Annotated in this window: 18 protein-coding genes; 12 read left to right on the top strand and 6 right to left on the bottom strand. The window is 38.4% G+C overall.

What is annotated here, in order from left to right; all coding sequences use genetic code 11:
* The first annotated feature begins 17 nt into the window (after window positions 1–17).
* The 5 genes from E4F24_RS06435 to E4F24_RS06415 all read left to right on the top strand — a co-directional run bounded on the left by E4F24_RS06435 (window position 18) and on the right by E4F24_RS06415 (window position 4381).
* Window positions 18–1409 (top strand): bifunctional UDP-3-O-[3-hydroxymyristoyl] N-acetylglucosamine deacetylase/3-hydroxyacyl-ACP dehydratase, encoded by a 1392-nt coding sequence (locus E4F24_RS06435; RefSeq protein ID WP_181182410.1) that lies wholly within the window; start codon window positions 18–20, stop codon window positions 1407–1409.
* 9 nt (window positions 1410–1418) lie between these two features.
* Complete coding sequence (lpxA, locus tag E4F24_RS06430) at window positions 1419–2213, top strand: acyl-ACP--UDP-N-acetylglucosamine O-acyltransferase (RefSeq protein WP_140937855.1); 795 nt, start codon at window positions 1419–1421, stop codon at window positions 2211–2213.
* 16 nt (window positions 2214–2229) lie between these two features.
* Entirely contained in the window at window positions 2230–2850 is a 621-nt protein-coding gene (locus E4F24_RS06425) for an ABC transporter ATP-binding protein (RefSeq protein ID WP_140937853.1), read from the top strand.
* 77 nt (window positions 2851–2927) lie between these two features.
* A complete protein-coding gene (gene efp / locus E4F24_RS06420) occupies window positions 2928–3488 on the top strand; it encodes an elongation factor P (protein ID WP_140937852.1) in 561 nt (186 codons plus the stop codon).
* Window positions 3489–3805: 317 nt separating this feature from the next.
* A complete protein-coding gene (locus tag E4F24_RS06415) occupies window positions 3806–4381 on the top strand; it encodes a 5-formyltetrahydrofolate cyclo-ligase (RefSeq protein ID WP_181182391.1) in 576 nt (191 codons plus the stop codon).
* 38 nt (window positions 4382–4419) lie between these two features.
* Here the strand turns inward: E4F24_RS06415 and E4F24_RS06410 are convergent, their stop codons facing one another.
* Window positions 4420–5715 (bottom strand): HAD-IB family phosphatase, encoded by a 1296-nt coding sequence (locus E4F24_RS06410; RefSeq protein ID WP_140937848.1) that lies wholly within the window; start codon window positions 5713–5715, stop codon window positions 4420–4422.
* 8 nt (window positions 5716–5723) lie between these two features.
* The gene (locus E4F24_RS06405) at window positions 5724–6701 is read right to left on the bottom strand and encodes an NAD-dependent epimerase/dehydratase family protein (RefSeq protein WP_140937846.1); all 978 of its coding nucleotides are present in this window, start codon (window positions 6699–6701) and stop codon (window positions 5724–5726) included.
* A gap of 165 nt (window positions 6702–6866) precedes the next feature.
* Here E4F24_RS06405 and E4F24_RS06400 point away from each other — a divergent pair, with 165 nt between their 5' ends.
* From E4F24_RS06400 to E4F24_RS06390, 3 genes are read left to right on the top strand one after another with little or no spacing between them, the layout of a single operon-like run.
* Window positions 6867–8054, top strand: a complete 1188-nt coding sequence (locus E4F24_RS06400) for a formimidoylglutamase (RefSeq protein ID WP_140938115.1) — start codon at window positions 6867–6869, stop codon at window positions 8052–8054.
* 13 nt (window positions 8055–8067) lie between these two features.
* On the top strand, window positions 8068–9387 hold the full coding sequence (gene rmuC, locus E4F24_RS06395; protein ID WP_140937844.1) for a DNA recombination protein RmuC: 1320 nt from the start codon (window positions 8068–8070) through the stop codon (window positions 9385–9387).
* A 40-nt stretch (window positions 9388–9427) separates the two neighbouring features.
* A complete protein-coding gene (locus E4F24_RS06390) occupies window positions 9428–10186 on the top strand; it encodes an endonuclease/exonuclease/phosphatase family protein (protein ID WP_140937842.1) in 759 nt (252 codons plus the stop codon).
* Window position 10187: 1 nt separating this feature from the next.
* On the opposite strand, the gene E4F24_RS06385 is transcribed toward E4F24_RS06390, so the two are convergent.
* The 3 genes from E4F24_RS06385 to E4F24_RS06375 all read right to left on the bottom strand — a co-directional run bounded on the left by E4F24_RS06385 (window position 10188) and on the right by E4F24_RS06375 (window position 13591).
* Complete coding sequence (locus E4F24_RS06385) at window positions 10188–10514, bottom strand: nucleotide pyrophosphohydrolase (RefSeq protein ID WP_140937840.1); 327 nt, start codon at window positions 10512–10514, stop codon at window positions 10188–10190.
* Between the two features lie 82 nt (window positions 10515–10596).
* The gene (gene dtd, locus E4F24_RS06380; RefSeq protein WP_140937838.1) at window positions 10597–11055 is read right to left on the bottom strand and encodes a D-aminoacyl-tRNA deacylase; all 459 of its coding nucleotides are present in this window, start codon (window positions 11053–11055) and stop codon (window positions 10597–10599) included.
* A gap of 82 nt (window positions 11056–11137) precedes the next feature.
* Complete coding sequence (locus E4F24_RS06375; RefSeq protein WP_140937836.1) at window positions 11138–13591, bottom strand: TonB-dependent receptor; 2454 nt, start codon at window positions 13589–13591, stop codon at window positions 11138–11140.
* A 318-nt stretch (window positions 13592–13909) separates the two neighbouring features.
* Here E4F24_RS06375 and E4F24_RS06370 point away from each other — a divergent pair, with 318 nt between their 5' ends.
* The 3 genes from E4F24_RS06370 to E4F24_RS06360 are packed head-to-tail and all read left to right on the top strand — an operon-like array spanning window position 13910 to window position 16895.
* On the top strand, window positions 13910–15079 hold the full coding sequence (locus E4F24_RS06370; RefSeq protein WP_140937834.1) for an amidohydrolase family protein: 1170 nt from the start codon (window positions 13910–13912) through the stop codon (window positions 15077–15079).
* 27 nt (window positions 15080–15106) lie between these two features.
* Window positions 15107–15385, top strand: coding sequence for an acylphosphatase (locus tag E4F24_RS06365; RefSeq protein WP_140937832.1), 279 nt, complete (start codon window positions 15107–15109; stop codon window positions 15383–15385).
* A gap of 40 nt (window positions 15386–15425) precedes the next feature.
* Window positions 15426–16895, top strand: coding sequence for an oligosaccharide flippase family protein (locus E4F24_RS06360; RefSeq protein ID WP_140938114.1), 1470 nt, complete (start codon window positions 15426–15428; stop codon window positions 16893–16895).
* Window positions 16896–16941: 46 nt separating this feature from the next.
* Here E4F24_RS06360 and dusB read toward each other — a convergent pair whose 3' ends face one another.
* Window positions 16942–17937, bottom strand: coding sequence for a tRNA dihydrouridine synthase DusB (gene dusB, locus E4F24_RS06355; RefSeq protein WP_140937830.1), 996 nt, complete (start codon window positions 17935–17937; stop codon window positions 16942–16944).
* Window positions 17938–18335: 398 nt separating this feature from the next.
* Between dusB and E4F24_RS06350 the strand changes: the two genes are divergently transcribed.
* Entirely contained in the window at window positions 18336–19739 is a 1404-nt protein-coding gene (locus tag E4F24_RS06350) for an anthranilate synthase component I family protein (protein ID WP_140937829.1), read from the top strand.
* Window positions 19740–19753: the final 14 nt, after the last annotated feature.

Here is a 19753-nt window from a genome sequence, read left to right as displayed (position 1 = left end):
GCAATAAAATGATGGATATGAATGTGAAGCAACGGACGATTAAATCTAATATTACCATATCAGGTGTTGGTCTACATACGGGGAAATATGTAACAATGACACTGACACCTGCTCCTGAAAATCATTGGTTTAAATTCAGGAGAGTAGATTTAGAAAATCAGCCTGTTGTTGCTGTCGATGCCGATAATGTTTCAGATACTTCTCGGGGCACGACTATTTCACAGAATGGAGCCTCTGTAAGTACTATTGAACACTTAATGGCAGCATTGATTGGCCTTCAATTGGATAATATTCTGATTGATATTGATGGCCCGGAAGTACCGATATTAGACGGAAGTTCTGCTATTTTTGTTAAAAAACTAAACGAGACAGGTTTCGTTGACCAAGATGCTGATCGTGATTTTTACGAGATAAAAGAAAATATCCACTATGGGGAACCGGATAGAAAAGTCGAAATCGTAGCGATGCCTTTGGATGGCTATCGCCTTACCTGTATGATAGACTTTAATTCATCTGTATTGGGGAGTCAACATGCGTCTGTAAGTACGATCAATGAGTTTACTAAAGAGATTTCTTCTTCACGTACTTTTTGTTTTTTACATGAACTGGAAGCTTTAGTTAATAAAAATTTGATTAAAGGTGGCGATTTGTCCAATGCTATCGTTATAGTAGACAAAGAGGTCAGTGATGAAGAGTTATCAAAGCTGAAATCTCTTTTCAACAAAGAGGTAACTGTAGCAGACGAGGGTATCTTGGACAATATCCAATTGCGTTATCAAAATGAGCCAGCAAGACATAAATTGCTTGATATGATAGGCGATTTGGCATTGGTGGGACGACCGCTAAAAGGCCATATCATGGCGGCAAGGCCTGGACATGCTGCGAACGTGGCTTTTGCTAAGCGTATCAAAGCCCAAATAAAAAAAGATAAAGGCCGTAAGAATATAAAAGCTTATGATCCGAATGTTGCACCGGTATATGATACCGTGCAGATTATGAATATTTTACCCCACCGTCAACCATTTTTGATGGTAGATAAGATTCTTGAATTATCTGAAACACATGTAGTAGGTTTGAAAAATGTGACGATGAACGAAGATTTGTTTATGGGGCATTTTCCTGGAGCTCCTGTTTTTCCTGGGGTTCTTCAAATTGAGGCAATGGCACAGACTGGAGGCATATTAGTGCTTAATACAGTTCCCGATCCGGAAAATTGGTTGACTTTATTCTTGAAAATCGAAAATGCGCGTTTTAAGAACCAGGTCCACCCCGGAGATACCATTATCTTTAGCTGTGAGCTTTTAGAGCCTATTCGTAGGGGTATCGCACGGATGAAAGGAGTGGGTATGGTCGGAGATAAAATAGTAAGTGAGGCCGAATTGATGGCTCAAATAGTTAAAGTTAAATAAATTAAAATAATGATACAACCGTTGTCATACATACATCCGGATGCTAAAATAGCTGCGAATGTAGTCATTGAGCCTTTTAGTACCATTCATAAGGATGTAGTGATCGGCGAAGGAACCTGGATAGGGTCTAACGTGACGATTATGAATGGAGCGCGAATTGGGAAGAATTGTAAAATTTTTCCCGGAGCTGTAATTTCGGGCGAACCTCAGGATCTGAAATTTGAAGGGGAGATGACTACTGCCGAGATAGGCGACAATACAACTATTCGTGAGTGTGTTACGATCAATAGGGGTACTAAAGACCGCTATAAGACAGTTGTTGGTAAAAACTGCTTGATTCAAGCATATAGCCATATTGCACATGATTGTATCATTGGTGATAATTGTATTTTCTCGAACTCAAGTACGTTAGCCGGACATATTACGGTAGGCGATTATGTAGTCTTGGCCGGATTGGTTGCTGTACATCAGTTTTGTAAAATCGGTTCTCACGCCTTTGTAACTGGTGGTACATTGGTTCGTAAAGATGTACCTCCCTATATCAAGGCTGCTAGAGAACCTATTGCCTATGCAGGAATAAATTCAGTGGGATTACGTCGAAGAGGATATACTCCAGAGCAGATTACGGAAATACAAAATATTTATCGCGTACTTTTTGTTCAGAATAGAAACCTTTCTAAGGCATTGGATTTGGTGGAAGCTGAGTTTAAGGCTACAGAGATACGTGATGAAATCTTAACTTTTGTGCGTAATTCTAACCGCGGGGTCGTGAAGGGTTTTAATCAAGGTAAAACCGGTGTTTAATTTAATTTAGTGATTATTGAATATAACTTTACTTGATATTGGCAGGAGATATAACCAAGAATGGATCTTTAGACATATTGATTATACCTTCTCTTCCTTAAAAAAATACGCGATTCTCGGGCCTAATGGTACTGGGAAATCGACCCTCATCAAAGTTTTGTCAGGCAATCTTACATCCAGCGAAGGTAAGATTGCTTTTGAGAAAGATGGGAAGGATATTGATGTGGAATATATATATCCCCACCTTACTATTGCTGCCCCTTACGTCGAATTGATAGAAGAATTTACGCTCAATGAGTTATTGGATTTCCACTTTAAATTTAAATCTTATTATAAGGGATTTACTAAAGAGTCTATCATTTCTCTTTTAATGATGGAAAAAGCGGTTGATAAGGAAATTCGGCATTTTTCTTCCGGAATGAAACAACGCGTCAAATTGGCACTAGCTTGCTGTTCAGATTCTGATATCGTATTATTGGATGAGCCTATGAGTAATATGGATGTACAGGGCGAAAGTTGGTACGTTGAACTACTTGAAAAGACAATGTCGACTGATAGGCTGCTTATTATTGGATCCAATCAAACAAAGGAATATCATTTTTGTGATGAATTTATTTCGATTGTAGATTATAAGTAATTAAAGAACACTATTACTTGTGAAAAAAAGCAATTTTGTCTAAGTTTGTCACTTAATACAAAAAAAACTAAATTAAAATGGCAAAAGCTTCAGACGTTAAATCAGGAAACATTCTTCGTTTTAATGGTGAATTAGTCTCTGTTGAGGAGTTTATCCACCGTACTCCAGGCAACTTGCGTGCTTTTTATCAAGCGAGAATGCGTAATGTAAAAACTGGAAAATTAGTAGAATATCGTTTCAGAACAGATGAGGAAGTGGAGATTGCACGTGTGGAAACCAATGATTATCAATATTTGTATGATGACGCTGATTTTTTTGTTATCATGGATAACGATACCTACGAGCAATTTAATGTACCTAAAGCACTCTTTGGTAGTTCGGCACGATTCTTGAAAGAAGGTATGAACGTGATAGTGGCTTTTGAAAGTGATGAGCCCATCATGGCGCAAGCTCCTACAAGTGTAGAATTAGAAATTACATATACAGAGCCTGCTGTAAAAGGAGATACATCTACAAATGCATTGAAAAATGCTACCGTGGAGACAGGTGTAGATATTAAAGTCCCTCTTTTTATCAATCAAGGTGATAAAGTAAAAGTAGATACACGTACAGGTGATTATATCGAACGTGTAAAATAATAAGAATTTAGGTTTAGGTTGATTATTCGGTCTTGATAGCGCCCAGCTTCAAGGCCGTTTTTTCTGAAAGTGTTCACTGTTTTTACTGACTGTCTGTTTTTTTGATCAAGTAAAATAGGAGGTCAAGCATAATTTTATCATCTTGTCATCCTGAAGCTTGTCGAAGGATCTAACAGCATGGTTATCATTGTTGTTTTTGCTTCGCAGAGCACTTTGTGTTTTAGATCTCTATCTGTCGGTAGACAGGCCTACAGAATTGGGATGATGGAAGGATGAAATGTTCTGGAGATCATGAAAGTTTTTTAGTTCGATATGGTATGATGACAAAAAGGGAACTTCGTAAAATATATAGAGAAAAACGTCTTTTATTAGACGAGGGGCATCGCAAACAGCTAGATAGCAAACTTTTTTATCAACTTATTAGATTAGACTGGAGCAGCTGTAGTTATCTACATGTCTTTTTGTCATTGCCTAAATATAACGAGCCAGATACATCAAGATTTATTCATTGGATTCGGAGCCAGTATCCTCATATAAAGTTGGTGTTGTCTAAATCAGATCTGACTGACGGGTCAATGGTTAATTATCTCTGGGATGAACATACATCCTTTGCGCAAAATAAATGGGGGCTTTTAGAACCTGTGGGGGGGGAGATTGTCAATGAAGAATTGGTCGATAGTGTAATAGTTCCTTTATTAGTGGTAGATGAAAAAGGAAATAGGATTGGCTACGGAAAAGGATTTTACGATCGTTTCTTAGCAAAATGTAGAGATGATGTTCGGTCTATCGGGTTAAGTTATTTCGATTTAGTGGAGCAAATTGAAGATACGGAAGAGTGGGACTTGCCATTAAAATATTGTGTGACTCCAGATAAAACCTATAATTTTTTTTAACGATAACGAGCTGTCATTGACAGATCATTATCGTTAAATTATTTATATAAAATTCTAAATTTTATAGTTTGGTCAATTTGCTTCAGTTGCTTCAATAAACCTCTATTATAGTCGGCCTCAATATCTGTAACAGCATAACCAATATCACCACGTGTCATCAAAAATTGTGAAATAATATTGATATTATTTTCTGCGTATACGTTATTTAACTGTGCCATAATACCGGGCACGTTTTTGTGGATATGCAACAATCGGTGTCCTTTGATTTTCTTGGGTAAGATCAGATTTGGAAAATTACGGCTTTGATCTGTATCTCCATTGTTAATAAATTCTGCCATACGTCTGGGAATGTATTCTGCGTTGCGAATTTTATTCTTTTTGTCGTCAAAAACTACTATACCTTTTTCACTGCAGATGTTTTTGTTGACATGGCCTTTAATATCTCCCAAAAATCCAATGGTTTTCAGCTTATCTGCACGAGATAGTTGGTCATCCGAAATTGCAACATCAGGGCCCAATAATAGCAATCCCACATCTTTGACATATTTTTCTTCTAATGTCTCCTTCACGCGAATGGATAGACCATCGCGTTTTAGAATATGGGCAGATATTTCGGGTACTTGCCCCACGATAAGGCATAAAATTCTGTTTTTTGGATAGGATATTGCTCTCGGTAGGTCATTGACGTACAGAAACTCATCGAAGCTTGGCGTGACGTGATCCGCTTTATCGGTGACACTTTGGCGAGAGATGTTTTCTGTATAGGCGAAGAATTTTTCTATTAAGCCGGATTCTTTGAGCTGAAAATCTGAGTAGCCATCTCCAATACCATATATCGTACCCTCGATTTTTAATTCTTTCAACAGTTTTACTTTTCCTCCTTCATCAGATAAGGGATTTGTTTCATCATAGCCGATGATATTACCTTCCTCATCAAACTTGAATGTATTGGCGTAGATGTTTTCTTTTTTTATACCGTATGGAGAAACTACCGGAGTAATAAATTCCTTAAATCCCCCAGAAACGATCCATGCTGTATCGGCATTTTGTTTGAAAAATTCACGGTTTCTGTCGAAAGATTTAGAAACGCGTTTCTTTAAGTGGGTGATGAGTTTATTTAGATGTGTTTTATTTGCCTGTAAAAGTGAGACACGGCCTGCAAGGCTTTCACGAAATGAAATCTTACCTTCCATTGCTAAATTGGTGTAATGTTCAATCTCATTATATATTTTCTCTTGGTCAGGATGACCATCAAGAGAAATACGTGCTAATTCGTCCAATGCTTCTACTTGCGTAAATGTACTGTCAAAATCGATGATATAATAGTTTTTCATCTGATTGTTTAGGTTGTTGTTTTATAGTGTGTTTCGGTGATTTCTTGAAGTGTTTGATCTAAGGGTTTAAACGTATAGCCTATAGAATTTCTTATTTTCTCATTTGAGTAAGCCAGTTTTGCTGCTGAAGCACGAGTAGATTCCTGTGTTAACGCAGGTCGGGTATTCTTTATAATAGCTATTAATTTTGCAACCCGCCATGCGATATCGAGCATAAAAGGTTTCGCTTCAATTGAAGGCTCTTTCTTTCCTAAAAGCTTCGCTATACGTTGTAAAAGATGACGATTTGAAATATTTTCGCTATTTAGAATAAACCGCTCACCCGTAATTTCGGATGTATTCATCAACTGTATCATGATGTTCGCGACATCTTGCACATCTACTATACCTACTGAACCAGGTGGATAAATTTTGATTCCGTTATTTACTAAGTTGAAGATGATATTGGAACTTATTTTTCCAGATCCTATTCCCATTATTACGGATGGATTAACAATGACGGCATCCAATCCTTCGGTAATCCCTCTCCATACCTCTAGCTCACTTTCATACTTTGAGACAGCGTAATTCGAAATATGTGGATCTCTTTCCCATTTGTCGGTTTCATTCACAGGAAGACCTTTTTTATTGGTTCCTAATGCTGCAATCGAACTTACATGGACAAGTCGGGCACGATGCTGTAGGCATAGATTAACGATGTGTCGTGTGCCCTCAATATTAGCATGGAGCATTTCTGGGGCATCGTTTTTCTGATACGAAATCTTTGCTGCACAGTGGTACACCTGTTTAATATTCACAAACAGATCTTCTAAGGCAAAATAATCTGTCAAATCTGCGTCAATCCACTGGATTAGAGCAGAAGCCCGAAAATCTTCCGGAATAATTGAGTTAGCTCGTTTTATTGCTACGATCGCTCTTCCATCATTAATTAATTGCTTAATTAACGTAGATCCTAAAAAACCTGTACCCCCAGTTACTAATATCACTTGCTAACTTAATGTTGAAAACTTATCCTTTTCAAACTTAGATAAATTTGCATTTATTTGCAATTATAATCGCATGGAATATAAATGCGTAAGGTAATAAACGCATATTTGGGAAATACTTACTTATAAAAGTTCAGTCAGGCTGGACAAAATCGTATTAACATGATATCATTAGCAGATTTTTTTTCTCCCATATCCCTTTCAGATGTTTTATCCGGCAAGGAATACTATAACTCGCAATTTGGAAAAATTATTCAAAAATATGAATCTTCCTTTCCCGATCTAGAATCGGAGGAAGAGCGCCCGCAATTAGCTATTCTAGGAGTAGAAGAAGACCGATCGGCTATTGATAATAAAGGAACGGCCAAGGCTCCGGATGCCGTCCGCAAGCATCTTTATAGCCTGTATCAAGGTGATTATAACATGAAGATAGTTGATCTTGGAAATATCAAAGCGGGTTTGGCCATAAATGATACATATACAGCTTTAAAATTAGTCGTCGAAGAGTTAATAAAATTGGGTATTTTGCCAATAATCATTGGCGGGGGACAGGATCTCACTTATGCACAATACAGAGGCTACGAGGAACTAGAACAGCGTGTTGAGGTAGCTGTCGTTGATGCTAAATTTGATTTGGATCAGGAACATGCTGAAAATACACCGTTAAATTCGCAGACGTATCTGAACCATATCATTCTCCACCAGCCAGATTATTTATTCAATCTGAATAATGTAGCCTATCAGACGTATCTAGTTAGTAAGGAATCTATTAATATGTATGATAAGTTGTATTTTAACGCACAACGTGTCGGTATGATCTCCGGTAAGTTAGATCAAGCTGAGCCAATTATTCGTGCAGCTGATCTGGTGAGTTTTGATATTGGTGCAATTCGTGCTTCAGAAGCACCTGGAAACGCGAATGCGGTTCCAAATGGATTATTTGGTGATGAGGCGTGTCAGCTGGCTCGGTATGCAGGAATGTCGGATAAATGTAGTTCCGTTGGTTTCTATGAATTCAATCCAACGTTTGATCCGATGGAGCAAACAGCTATGTTGGTGTCTCAGATGATCTGGTGTTTTATAGATGGGTATTACAATAGAAAGAATGATGCACCTTTGATTCCGAAATCAGCCTATATTATTTACCGTACAACGTTAGAAAATGAAGAGCACGAACTGGTGTTTGTAAAGAGCAAGAAGTCGGACCGGTGGTGGATGCAGGTGCCTTATTTTGGGTCGAAATCCGTGAACGAACGTTTTTATCTGGTCCCGTGCCGGTACGAGGACTATCAAATCGCTGTGTCGGGGGAGATGCCTGATTTATGGTGGAGAACTCATCAAAAGTTGCAATAATTTCGATGTAACTATGGAGATTTTATATTTTATTGTCCTATTTGCTTTAGGGACGCTTTGTGCTTATCTCCTTTGGCGAAGTGGGAAACATGTTTCACGGGAAAAGCATGCAACATTGATTGAGGAAAAGCAGGCTGTTGAAATTGTATTGGCCAAGATGCAGCAGCGAGAAGAATTGCTTTCCCGGGAAAATACAGCAATGTTGCAGGCGCTGGAAAAAGAAAGACAAGAGCGACAAGCGTTGGAGCGTACATTAGAAGGTACGAATGCCTACCTGCAAGCGCAACAAGAAAAATTTCAAGAGCAAAAGGAAGAGATAACAACGATTAAGCAGCAGTTTAATGTAGAGTTTCAGGTCTTGGCCAACAAGATTTTGGAAGAAAAAACCTTGAAATTTACGGAACTCAATCAGCAGCATTTAGCCTTGTTGCTGGATCCATTAAAAGAAAAGATTAAAAGTTTTGAGGAACGGGTAGAGAAAACATACAATCACGAGGCTGCAGAACGAAATGTTTTGAAAGGCGTGGTGGAACAATTAATGTTACAGAGCAATGAAATAAAAAACGAAGCTAATAATCTAACGAGAGCCTTACGTGGCGACAATAAGAAGCAGGGGAATTGGGGAGAAGTTATTTTAGAGCGTGTACTCGAAAGATCCGGATTAACTAAAGATCAGGAATATAGACTACAGGCGTCTTTTACCGACGAGCAAGGTAAAAGGTTGCAGCCCGATGCTATTATCGACCTACCGGATAGCAAGCACTTGGTGGTAGATTCCAAAATTTCTTTGATAGCCTACGAACGATGGGTAAATGCGGAAACTGATGAGGAGAAACTGATCTATTTGAAGCAGCATATTTATTCGATTGAAAATCATGTTAGGGATCTTTCTGTAAAGAACTATCAGGAGATTTACGGCATTCATTCGCCGGATTTTGTTTTGCTTTTTATGCCCATCGAATCGGCGCTGAGCACCGCAGTGACGAGTAAACCCGAATTGTTTTCAGATGCTTGGGACAGGAGGGTGGTGATTGTTAGTCCTTCTACGTTATTGGCTACTCTGCGCACAATCGCAAGTATGTGGAAACAAGAAAGACAAACCCGAAATGTGCTTGAAATTGCGCGCGAAGCAGGAGCACTGTACGATAAGTTTGTTGGATTCCTAACCGATATGCAACAACTCGAAGCGTACCTGCACAAAGCCACTGAAAAGCATGCTGACGCGATGAAAAAGCTTTCCTCGGGTTCGGGAAATGTCATCCGTAAAGTGGAGAATCTAAAAACTTTGGGTGCCAAGACAACGAAGAAAATAGATGATAGTTTTTTAGGCTAAAAAAATAACGGAAATAGAAAAAAGTTGTGTATTTTTATTTATGCGTATATTACTTTTAATTATATTTCTCGGTTTAAATTGTCCCTCATTTGCACAGGTGTTAAGAATTCTTACCTATAATATACATCATGGGAATCCGCCAAGTAAGCCTGCTGGGATAGATTTAGAGGCAATAGCAAAGGTAATTAATGAAGCAGATGCCGATCTCATTGGTATTCAGGAAGTAGATATTAATGTGTCGCGATCGGAGCGGATCGATCAAGCAGCAAAACTGGCAGAACTGACAAAATCCAATTATTACTTTTCCAAAGGAATAGATTTGGAGGCGGGAGAATACGGAACGCTGATACTCACAAAACATAAGATCATAGGAAAACGTAAGTATGATCTACCCATGCCGATAAAGAGTGAGAATCGCTCTCTGGCAGTCGTTGATGTCGAACTACCCGATGGAAGGGTGGTTTCTTTTGCTAACACACATCTTGATCTGAAAAAAGAAAATAGGGTCGCGCAAGTGAAGTTTATCAATGAACTGGGCGATCGGTATACAAGACCGTTTATTTTAGTAGGAGATATGAATGCGGAACCCGACGAGGAGCCTATTCAGTTATTGGAGAAGTACTTTGTTCGCAACACGATTACAAATGCACCCACTTCTCCAAATATTCAGCCTAGAAATGAGATTGACTATATATTTGTTGGGAAGCACAGCAAATTTAAGTGGATAAAATATCAGGTAATACAGGAAGAATACGCTTCCGATCATCTTCCTGTGTTTGCGGAAATTGAAATAGAGTAAGTTATTTCAATTTCTCATTGTTTTTATGCCTATCCGCATCGCGAACAGATTTTTTTTCCAGATTTTTTTCTAAAGCGTCTGTCAGGTCTATTCCTGTCTGATTTGCAAGACAAATTAATACGAACAAGACGTCTGCCATCTCATCCCCAAGATTAACCTCTTTGTCGGATTTTTTAAAGGACTGTTCTCCATATTGTCTTGCCATGATGCGTGCTACTTCGCCTACTTCTTCCATCAACATAGCTGTGTTGGTGAGTTCATTAAAGTAGCGGACGCCTGTAGATGTAATCCACTTATCGACAACTTCTTGTGCTTCTTTGATCGTCATTTTTCTAATATTGAGTAATGTACCCCCTTGCCCGCAAATGAGATGTGCCTTACACTACTCCCTCTTTGGGGGCAGGGGGGGATTAATAGTTATCTTTATCCTTTGTGTTCATGATGATTGTTACGGGGCCATCGTTAAGCAGGTCGATTTTCATATCGCCGCCAAATATTCCAAGTTGTATTTCTTTTCCTAAATATGTAGTTAAATATTGGGCCATTTCTGTGTACAGTGGTTCTGCTTTCTCCGGTTTTGCTGCACGGATAAATGAAGGTCTGTTCCCTTTTTTCGTTTGTGCGAATAGTGTGAATTGTGATATCAATAAAATATTACCTTCTACATCTTGAACAGATTTGTTCATTAATCCATTCTCATCCGAGAAGATACGTAAATTAGTCAATTTCTGACCTAACCAGATGATGTCAGTTGAAGTATCGTCTTCTTCGATACCTAACAAAACCAATAGCCCCTGCTCGATCTGGCCTGTAATGATCTGATCAACCGTACACGAGGCTTTAGTAACTCTTTGGATAACTGCACGCATGAGGGTAAAAGTAAAAAGCAGAAATCAGATCCGCAAATTTACGAGCCTGATTTCTGCTTCAGAAAAAATAAAAATCTAACTCTTAAAATCTAATATTCAATCCCAACATAAAATTCGTTTCGGCTTGTGGGTAGTAGAAATTGTAATAGGATCGGTTACCTGCTGTATCCATAGATCCCCACGTATATCCATTTGTTTGATATTTCGCGTTGAATATATTATTTACGCTTAAATTTAAATCAATACGTTCTATTCCCCACGTTGAAAAACTGTAAACCGCTCTTACATGGTTTACAAAAGAAGGGTCAATACTTCGCTCTTTTGCGGAGGTATTATCCAGATACATTCTTGAAACGTATTTACTGATAAAGCTAAAGGACAATGGTTTAATAGGGCTATATGTTAAATCATTGCTTAATACAGTTGACGGTGACATACTAATATTCGTCTTGTCGTAGGTGACAGCTTTTAGTTCTACGAAATCCCAACCGTCATATACCGAATTGTACTCCACAAAGTTTTTAATCTTGTTGTCGCTCACTGCAGCCGTTGCCCTCCATACAAACTGCGGACTAATTGTCCATGCACCATCGAATTCAACACCGATACGGTAGCTGTCGTCTACATTTTGCCTGATCGTGCCTCCAACATCGTTCAGTGCTCCTGTATTAATAAGCTGGTCTTTATAAAACATACCGTATACGTTAGCACCCATGTTGAAGCTTTCATTCTTAAATCGATAACCTGCTTCGATATCCTGCATTTTTTCAGGCTTTGGAAATTCATTCAACGGATTCTCTACATAATCTTTTCGTACAGGCTCTTTATTGGCGTAAGCATAAGAAGCATAAAAATTCGATTGTGGATTCACAAAATAAGTAAATCCAACTTTTGGGTTTAGAAAATTCAACCTGTCTTCAAAGTCCAAATTCTTGATCTTGTCATCATCACCATCAATGCGGTAATATAGGTTACGGTATTGTATGTCGAGGTTTATAAGCCAGTTTCCGATGCTGTAATCTGTTTTTGCATAGATGTTGAAATCATTTTTTTGTGCATCGTTAAAATAATATTTGTCACCCAACTCGCTTGTTGAAGCAAATCTTGCCCAGATCACTTGACCATAATGATCCCCACGGTATTGATTGTAGGCTCCTCCTAAGGTGAATTTAAGATTGTTGGAAGGATTATAATTCAAACCATAGGTCAATCCGTAAAAATGATTATCCAGCCATCTTCTGCGGATAAGATCTGTTGCTTCGATAGTTTCTGATCCGATTGTGACCGGAGACATATTGTATTTTGCGAGTTTATCTCCAGCTCTGTATTCTTCGTAATAGCCGGCGCCTCTTGTATAGTGTAATGCAGAATTGATACTTAGTTTATCATTTATGATATTGGTATAATGAAGATGTGTGTGTGTTTGCGTGTAATTATCTGTCTGATTGTCGTACGTGTAGTAATTGTATCTTCTATCCGCATTCAGTAAGCGGTCCAATTCTGTCCCGCCGTATATTTCCAGCGCTCCAGCATAATCGCTTAATAAAGCGCGATCTCCCTTTATTAAAGGTTCAGGGGTGCCATACCAGGCTTGGTAAGTTTTTTCTTTTCCGGAGAAAAGGGTGGCTTTCAAGATATGTTTGTCGGTATATAGCCCTCCGTCTACATAGAAAGATTTTAGATCTGAGGATGCACGCTCAATATAACCATCCGATGCAATTCGGGATAATCTGGCATTAAAGGCATATTTATTGTGTAACAGACCCGAACCTACTTTTAAGGTGTTTTTCCATGAATTATAAGAACCAAAAGAATTGTTGAGCTCAGCATAAGGTTCTGATTCTAGAATATCAGTCTGTATATTTAGGGAAGCGCCAAAGGCACCAGCACCATTGGTAGAGGTGCCGATTCCTCGCTGTACTTGGATACTTTGCGTACTGGAAGCAAAATCGGGTAAGTTGACGAAAAACGAACCCATGCTTTCCGCATCATTTAGTGGAATCCCGTTTAGGGTAACATTGATACGCTGGTTATCCGAACCCCGAATGGTCATATTGGTATAACCAATCCCTGCGCCGGCATCCGATCCAATGACCACACCCGGTGTTTGATCCAATAAATAGGGAATATCTTGTCCGAGATTCTTCTTTTGGATTTCTTCTTTGCTAATATTTGTATAGGTTGTAGCGGAGTTTTCTTTGGCCCTCGTGCCGTAGACAAATATTTCCCCGGTTTGAATACTAGCCATTTTCAATTGGATAGTGATTTGTAAAGCCGTGTTCGGACGAATTATCTGTGTTACGGTACTGTAACCGACATGACTTACTTTTAGCGTGAAATTTTTTTGAATAACAGGTGCTTGGAACTCGGCTACCCCTGCCTCATTTGTTACGGAATTACTTTGATTTAGCGATACAGTAGTTCCGGGTAATGGTTTTTGATTTTCATCAATGACTTTGATAACCAGCCGATCTTGCGAGAAGCCTGATAATACCACGAGGCATAACGCTAAAGAGGCAATAAGTTGCTTAAACATAATAAAATTAAAAAATTTGAGTTAAACATACTATTGCAAGGGGTTACAATAGCTTTCATTTAACCGCCCTTCCCTACGCTGGCATTATCCAGATCAGGTACGTCTCATTTAAATGAGACTGGGTATAATCTCAGCCTTACTTCATGTTCGTTGAACGAGGCACCCCTAATCGATGGCGCAAAGGTATTATTTTTTATTCCTAAAATAAAATTTAATTTTGGAATCATTTTTGTAAGTTTACTGTAAAGTTCAATTTCTCTTTTTATGGCACTTGTTTAGGAAGAGGGTATTAAATACATGACAACGACTATAAAATAAATGGTTAATTATTATTCAGCTGATATTGTAATAACAGTTAGTTCTACACCTTTAAAGCAAGGTGTTGTGGCTGTTAATGACGAGGGCGTTATTGAGGGCGTATATGATAGTCATTCCATTCCTGATGGCGTGACAGTGAAGCGGTTAGCTGGTGTTCTAATTCCCGGATTTGTGAATACACATTGTCATTTGGAATTGTCGCATTTGCTCGGAAAAATTCCACAGCATACCGGTCTTCCAACTTTTCTCTCTAATGTAATGCGTGATCGCAACTATACTGAAAAAGATATAGTGTCGGCTATGAAGAAAGCTGATGAAATGATGTTTAAGAACGGTATTCAAGCAGTAGGAGATCATGTTAATTCTGCGATTTCTGCTTCGATAAAAGAAAAAAGTAAAATTGTTTACCACACTTTTGTAGAAATTATTGGTGTTAACAATGCACAATTGCAAGAAAAAATAGATCATGCAAGGGATCTCGAATTTCATTTTGATGCAAATCATTCATCTATTACTCCTCACGCTCCTTATTCGTGTACCAAGATGATGTTTAAAGCTTTCAAGAAAGCTATTTCAGAAGATAATATTATCAGCATACATAATCAGGAAAGCGACGAGGAAAATAAATTATTTCGGTATAAAACAGGTGACTTTTTAACGTTTTATGCTGAACAGGGGATTGACATGTCGGGATTCAAGGCGCAAGCAAGAAACTCGCTCCAATCTTATCTTCCTTATCTTCCTGCAAATAACAAAATTATATTGGTTCATAATACGTTTACTTCTTTAAAAGATCTCGATTTTATCAATAGAATGAATAAACAGGTGGCGCTGTGTCTTTGTCCGAAAGCGAATTTATATATTGAGAATACCTTACCAAAAATTCCCGTTTTTGAACAGGATAATCGTGATATAACTATCGGTACGGATTCCTTAGCATCGAATGATACATTGGATATACTCGAAGAACTTAAGATGATACATACACATTATCCTGATATTGATTTCAATAAAAGTATACGCTGGGCTACACTTAACGGTGCTAAAGCACTGGGGTTAGAATCTCGATTGGGATCGATAGAAGTTGGCAAATCGCCTGGACTGGTGTTACTGAAAAACATGAACCAACTCAGACTGACAAAAAATGTGCAGGTTGAGCGTATCGTGTAAATCATAAATTTCATTACTTTTGTTTCAATGAACCATTGGAATATCATCGTTACGGGTAAAGTGCAGGGTGTGTACTTTAGAGCGACTACAAAAGCCGTTGCCGACCAGTTGGGTGTAAAAGGATTTGTCATGAATCAACCTGACGGAAAGTTGTATATAGAGGCCGAAGGTGATGATTTTGCGTTAGAATCGTTAGTTGAGTTTTGCCAAGAGGGGCCAGATCGGGCAGAAGTAGAACATGTGGCCTACGAAGAGTCTGCTGTTAGAGGTTTCACCAATTTTGAGGTGCTGAAAAAAATTAAATAGTCTTTCTGTGTCGGTAGTTAAGCGGTTTCTGAGTGATACAATGATATATGGTATGAGTACCATTATCTCCCGAATGCTTAATTTTCTTTTGACACCTCTTCTGGTTGATAAATTTCCTGCTGCGGTATATGGTATATTTACTAACCTATATGCTTACGCTTCGATGATCAATGCTATTCTCGCATTTGGCATGGAAACGACCTACTTTCGCTACCTGCAAAAGGTAGAAGAGAAAGATAAGGATAAGGTTTTTAACAATAGCTTTATCATTACCATCATTACGGCAATACTATTTCTAGTGACTGTTTTTTCGATGTCGGAGCCTATCGCCAGATGGCTAAATGATGGAAAAGAAGTCAATCAATATGTCGAATTCGTTAAGTTCTTTGCCATTATACTTACAGCAGATGCCTTGGCGGTTGTACCGTTTGCAAAACTTCGCGCGGAAGGCCGACCTGTTCGCTATGGTACGCTAAAGCTTGTTAATATCTTTATATTAATATTCTGTAATTTATTCTTACTGTACTGGCTGCCTTCGTGGAAAGAAACAAGTCCGTTCTGGGATTCCTTTGCCTCAGGATGGTATCGGAATGATTGGATAGGAAATGTGTTTATCTCCAATTTGATCGCTAGTGTGATTACGTTGGTATTATTGATACCGCAAATATTGCGTTTCAAATTAAAACTAGATCCTATATTGATAAACAATATGTTGCGGTATAGTTTTCCGATTTTGATCGCTAATATTTCATTTATCATCAATGAGAACCTGGACAAGATCTTGTTCCCGAAACTCCTAATAGGCGAGGAGGGGGATCAGGATTTGGGAATATATGGAGCGGTAGCAAAAATTGCAGTGTTTCTGAACCTGTTTATTACGGCATTTCGTCTAGGTGCTGAGCCATTTTTCTTTTCGTATTCAAAAAATGAGAACGCACGAAAGATTTACGCACTTATCATGGACTATTTTGTCATCGCTATGGTGATCGTGATGGTCGGAATTTGTGCAAATATCGATTGGTTGAAGTATTTTATCAAGGGGTCTGAGGCAGAGCAGGCTGTCTATTGGTCAGGCTTGTTTATTGTACCGATACTTTTATTTAATTATGTACTTCTCGGTATATATATGAATCTCTCTGTTTGGTATAAGCTGTCCGATCAAACACGTTACGCATTATATATCTCAGGTATTGGTGCACTGTGTACAATAGTCCTAAATGTGTGGCTGATTCCTTTATATTCTTATGTAGGTGCCGTTTTCGGTACTACGGTAGCTTATATTCTAATGGTAGGATTGTCTTATTACTGGGGACAAAAAAATTATCCGATACCTTATAATCTCAAAAAGATATTGTCCTATCTGATTACTGGTGTCGTTTTGTCGTGGCTTATGTTTAGTGTATTTAATAGGAGCATCCTGATCGGGAACATGCTATTATCTGTTTTCTTAGTTATTGCCTTTTTTAAGGAGAAAAACAATATGCTTAAGGTTTTACGACGAGGAAATTAATACTTAGTTTAAAGCCTCTATTCCCTTCTCAAAAAGTATTATACGATTATACCACTTCTTCAGCAAACCTGTCTTCTATTTCCGATAATACTTCTTGAATTTCACTAAGCGTTTGCAAGGTAACCAATTGCATGCGGTACTCTTTAAAGTTCGGAATTCCTTTAAAATAGTTGGCATAATGCCTGCGCATTTCAAAAATCCCGACCTTATCACCTTTCCATTCGATGGATTTTGCGAGATGCGTACGACATACCTCCACGCGTTCTGCAATAGTTGGTCCTTCTAGTCTTTCTCCGGTATTAAAAAAATGCTTTACTTCCCTAAAAATCCAAGGATATCCGATAGAAGCGCGACCTATCATAATCCCATCTACTTCGTATTCCTGACGCCAAGCTGCTGCTTTTTCTACGGAATCTATATCGCCATTTCCAAAAATAGGGATATGAATACGGGGATTGCGTTTTACGTCACGGATCATAGACCAGTCTGCCTGCCCTTTGTACATCTGAGCGCGTGTACGACCGTGAATGGATAAAGCTTTGATACCGATGTCTTGTAAACGCTCTGCTACTTCATACACATTTTTGGTGCTGTCATCCCATCCGAGCCGTGTCTTCACTGTCACAGGCAGATGAGTCGCTTCCACGACGGCTTTCGTCATGGCGACCATTTTATCAATATCTTGTAACAAACTGGCACCGGCTCCACGGCAAGCGACGTTCTTTACCGGGCAACCGTAATTGATGTCAATTAAATCTGGATTCGCTTGGGAACATATCTCGGAAGATTGGCGCATGTGTTCAATGTCTGATCCGAAAATCTGAATGCCTATAGGGCGCTCGTATTCGAAAATATCGAGCTTTTGACGTGATTTAGCAGCATCTCTAATCAACCCCTCTGAAGAAATAAATTCGGTGTACATCATGTCGACACCGTTTTGTTTGCATACGTAACGAAATGGCGGATCACTTACATCCTCCATAGGAGCTAATAAGAGCGGAAATTCACCTAAATCAATATTTTCTCCAATTTTTATAGACATGATGCAAAATTAGCTAACTTGCCGTTTATATGCAAGTTGTTGCTCTTTCCTCTTTCACCAAGATGTAATATAGACGTAAAATTGCTGATGAAGAAAGGAATTGTGTTACACTGAAAACGCGCGTTTTTATAAAATGACTAATAAATTGGAGGATTTTTTGGTTTTTTTATAATTTTTGTTTGTTTATTTAAAAATTATTTTAAATTTGCAGTGCAATGACAATAATAAATACATATCAACTGTGGTGGTGGCCTGAAGCAAATCGCATCGGGAACAATCTTTTTGGTACATAGATAAAGAATTTCATAATCAACCAAAACCATTTGAAAACTAAGCCCGACAAAATTTGTCGGGCTTTTTTCTTAAAGTGTTTGTATTATTGAGTAATTATTAGAAGTATGTCTTATATATTTAAAACGAATTATAGAAAGATACTAGCAGATACCACAACACCTGTAAGTATTTATTTACGCTTGAGAGATTCTTTTTCAAACAGTCTACTGTTGGAAAGTTCAGAATATCATAGTAGAGATAATAACGTCAGTTATATCTGCTGCCAACCTATTGCGGGCATCAAACTCGAAAAAGAAACATTGGAAATCTCTTATCCTAATAAGGAAAAAATTAAAAAAGATGCCGCTAAGATTATCCTTCGAAACGAGGTGTCCGATTTTAGAAAATCTTTTGAATCGAATCTTTTGGAAGATGTTAATGTTATATCTAACGGGCTTTTTGGTTATTTCACGTTTGATGCAATAGAACATTTCGAAGATATCAGGTTAACAACACCTGTGGATGAAAGACGGGATATCCCGTATCTTCAATATCATATATACAAATATGTGATTGCTATCGATCACTTCCGGAATCAGTTGTATATTTTCGAGCATCTCCTGGATCATGAAGAATCGGATCTTGAGCGTATGGAATATCTGATACAGAACAAAAACTTCCCCGAATATTCTTTTAAAGTACAGGGAGAAGAAACATCCAATATGTCGGATGGAGATTTTAAAAATTTAGTACTGAAGATGAAAGAACATATCCAACGTGGAGATGTCTTTCAAATAGTACCTTCCAGGGGATTTACTACACCATTTCACGGAGATGAATTTAACGTGTACCGTGCATTGCGATCTGTCAACCCATCACCTTATCTGTTTTATTTTGATTATGGTGACTTCAAATTATTTGGATCATCTCCGGAGGCACAGCTGACCATTAAAAAATCGGAAGCGACCATTTATCCTATTGCCGGTACATTTAAACGAACAGGTGATATGGAGCAGGATGAAAAAATAGCCGAAGAGTTAAAGAATGATCCAAAAGAATCTGCTGAACATGTCATGTTAGTGGATTTGGCACGCAACGATCTAAGCAGGCATTGTACCAATGTGCAGGTCAAGTCGTATAAAGAAGCACAATATTATTCGCATATTATCCATTTAGTTTCCAAAGTTTCGGGCCAACTCAACGAAACAGCTAATCCCTTTGATGTGGTTGGCGATACCTATCCTGCAGGCACATTGTCCGGAGCTCCTAAGCACATGGCGCTGACATTGATTGATCGGTATGAAGGTCAGCAGCGTTCTTTTTATTCAGGTGCACTGGGTTATATGGGATTCAATGGTGACTTCAATCACGCGATTATGATCCGGTCTTTTCTGAGTAAGCGTAACCTGTTGCACTATCAAGCGGGAGCAGGTATTGTATTGGATTCCGATCCGGAAAAGGAATTACAAGAAGTAAATAATAAAATTGCGGCCTTACGCAGCGCATTAAAAATAGCCGAAACGTTATAATGGTTTCATTACTA

The organism is Sphingobacterium lumbrici (assembly GCF_006476045.1).
Taxonomy (GTDB): Bacteria; Bacteroidota; Bacteroidia; order Sphingobacteriales; family Sphingobacteriaceae; genus Sphingobacterium; species Sphingobacterium lumbrici.
The sequence above is the reverse complement of the archived record's forward strand: the minus strand, read 5'-3'. Positions and strand labels throughout refer to the sequence as shown.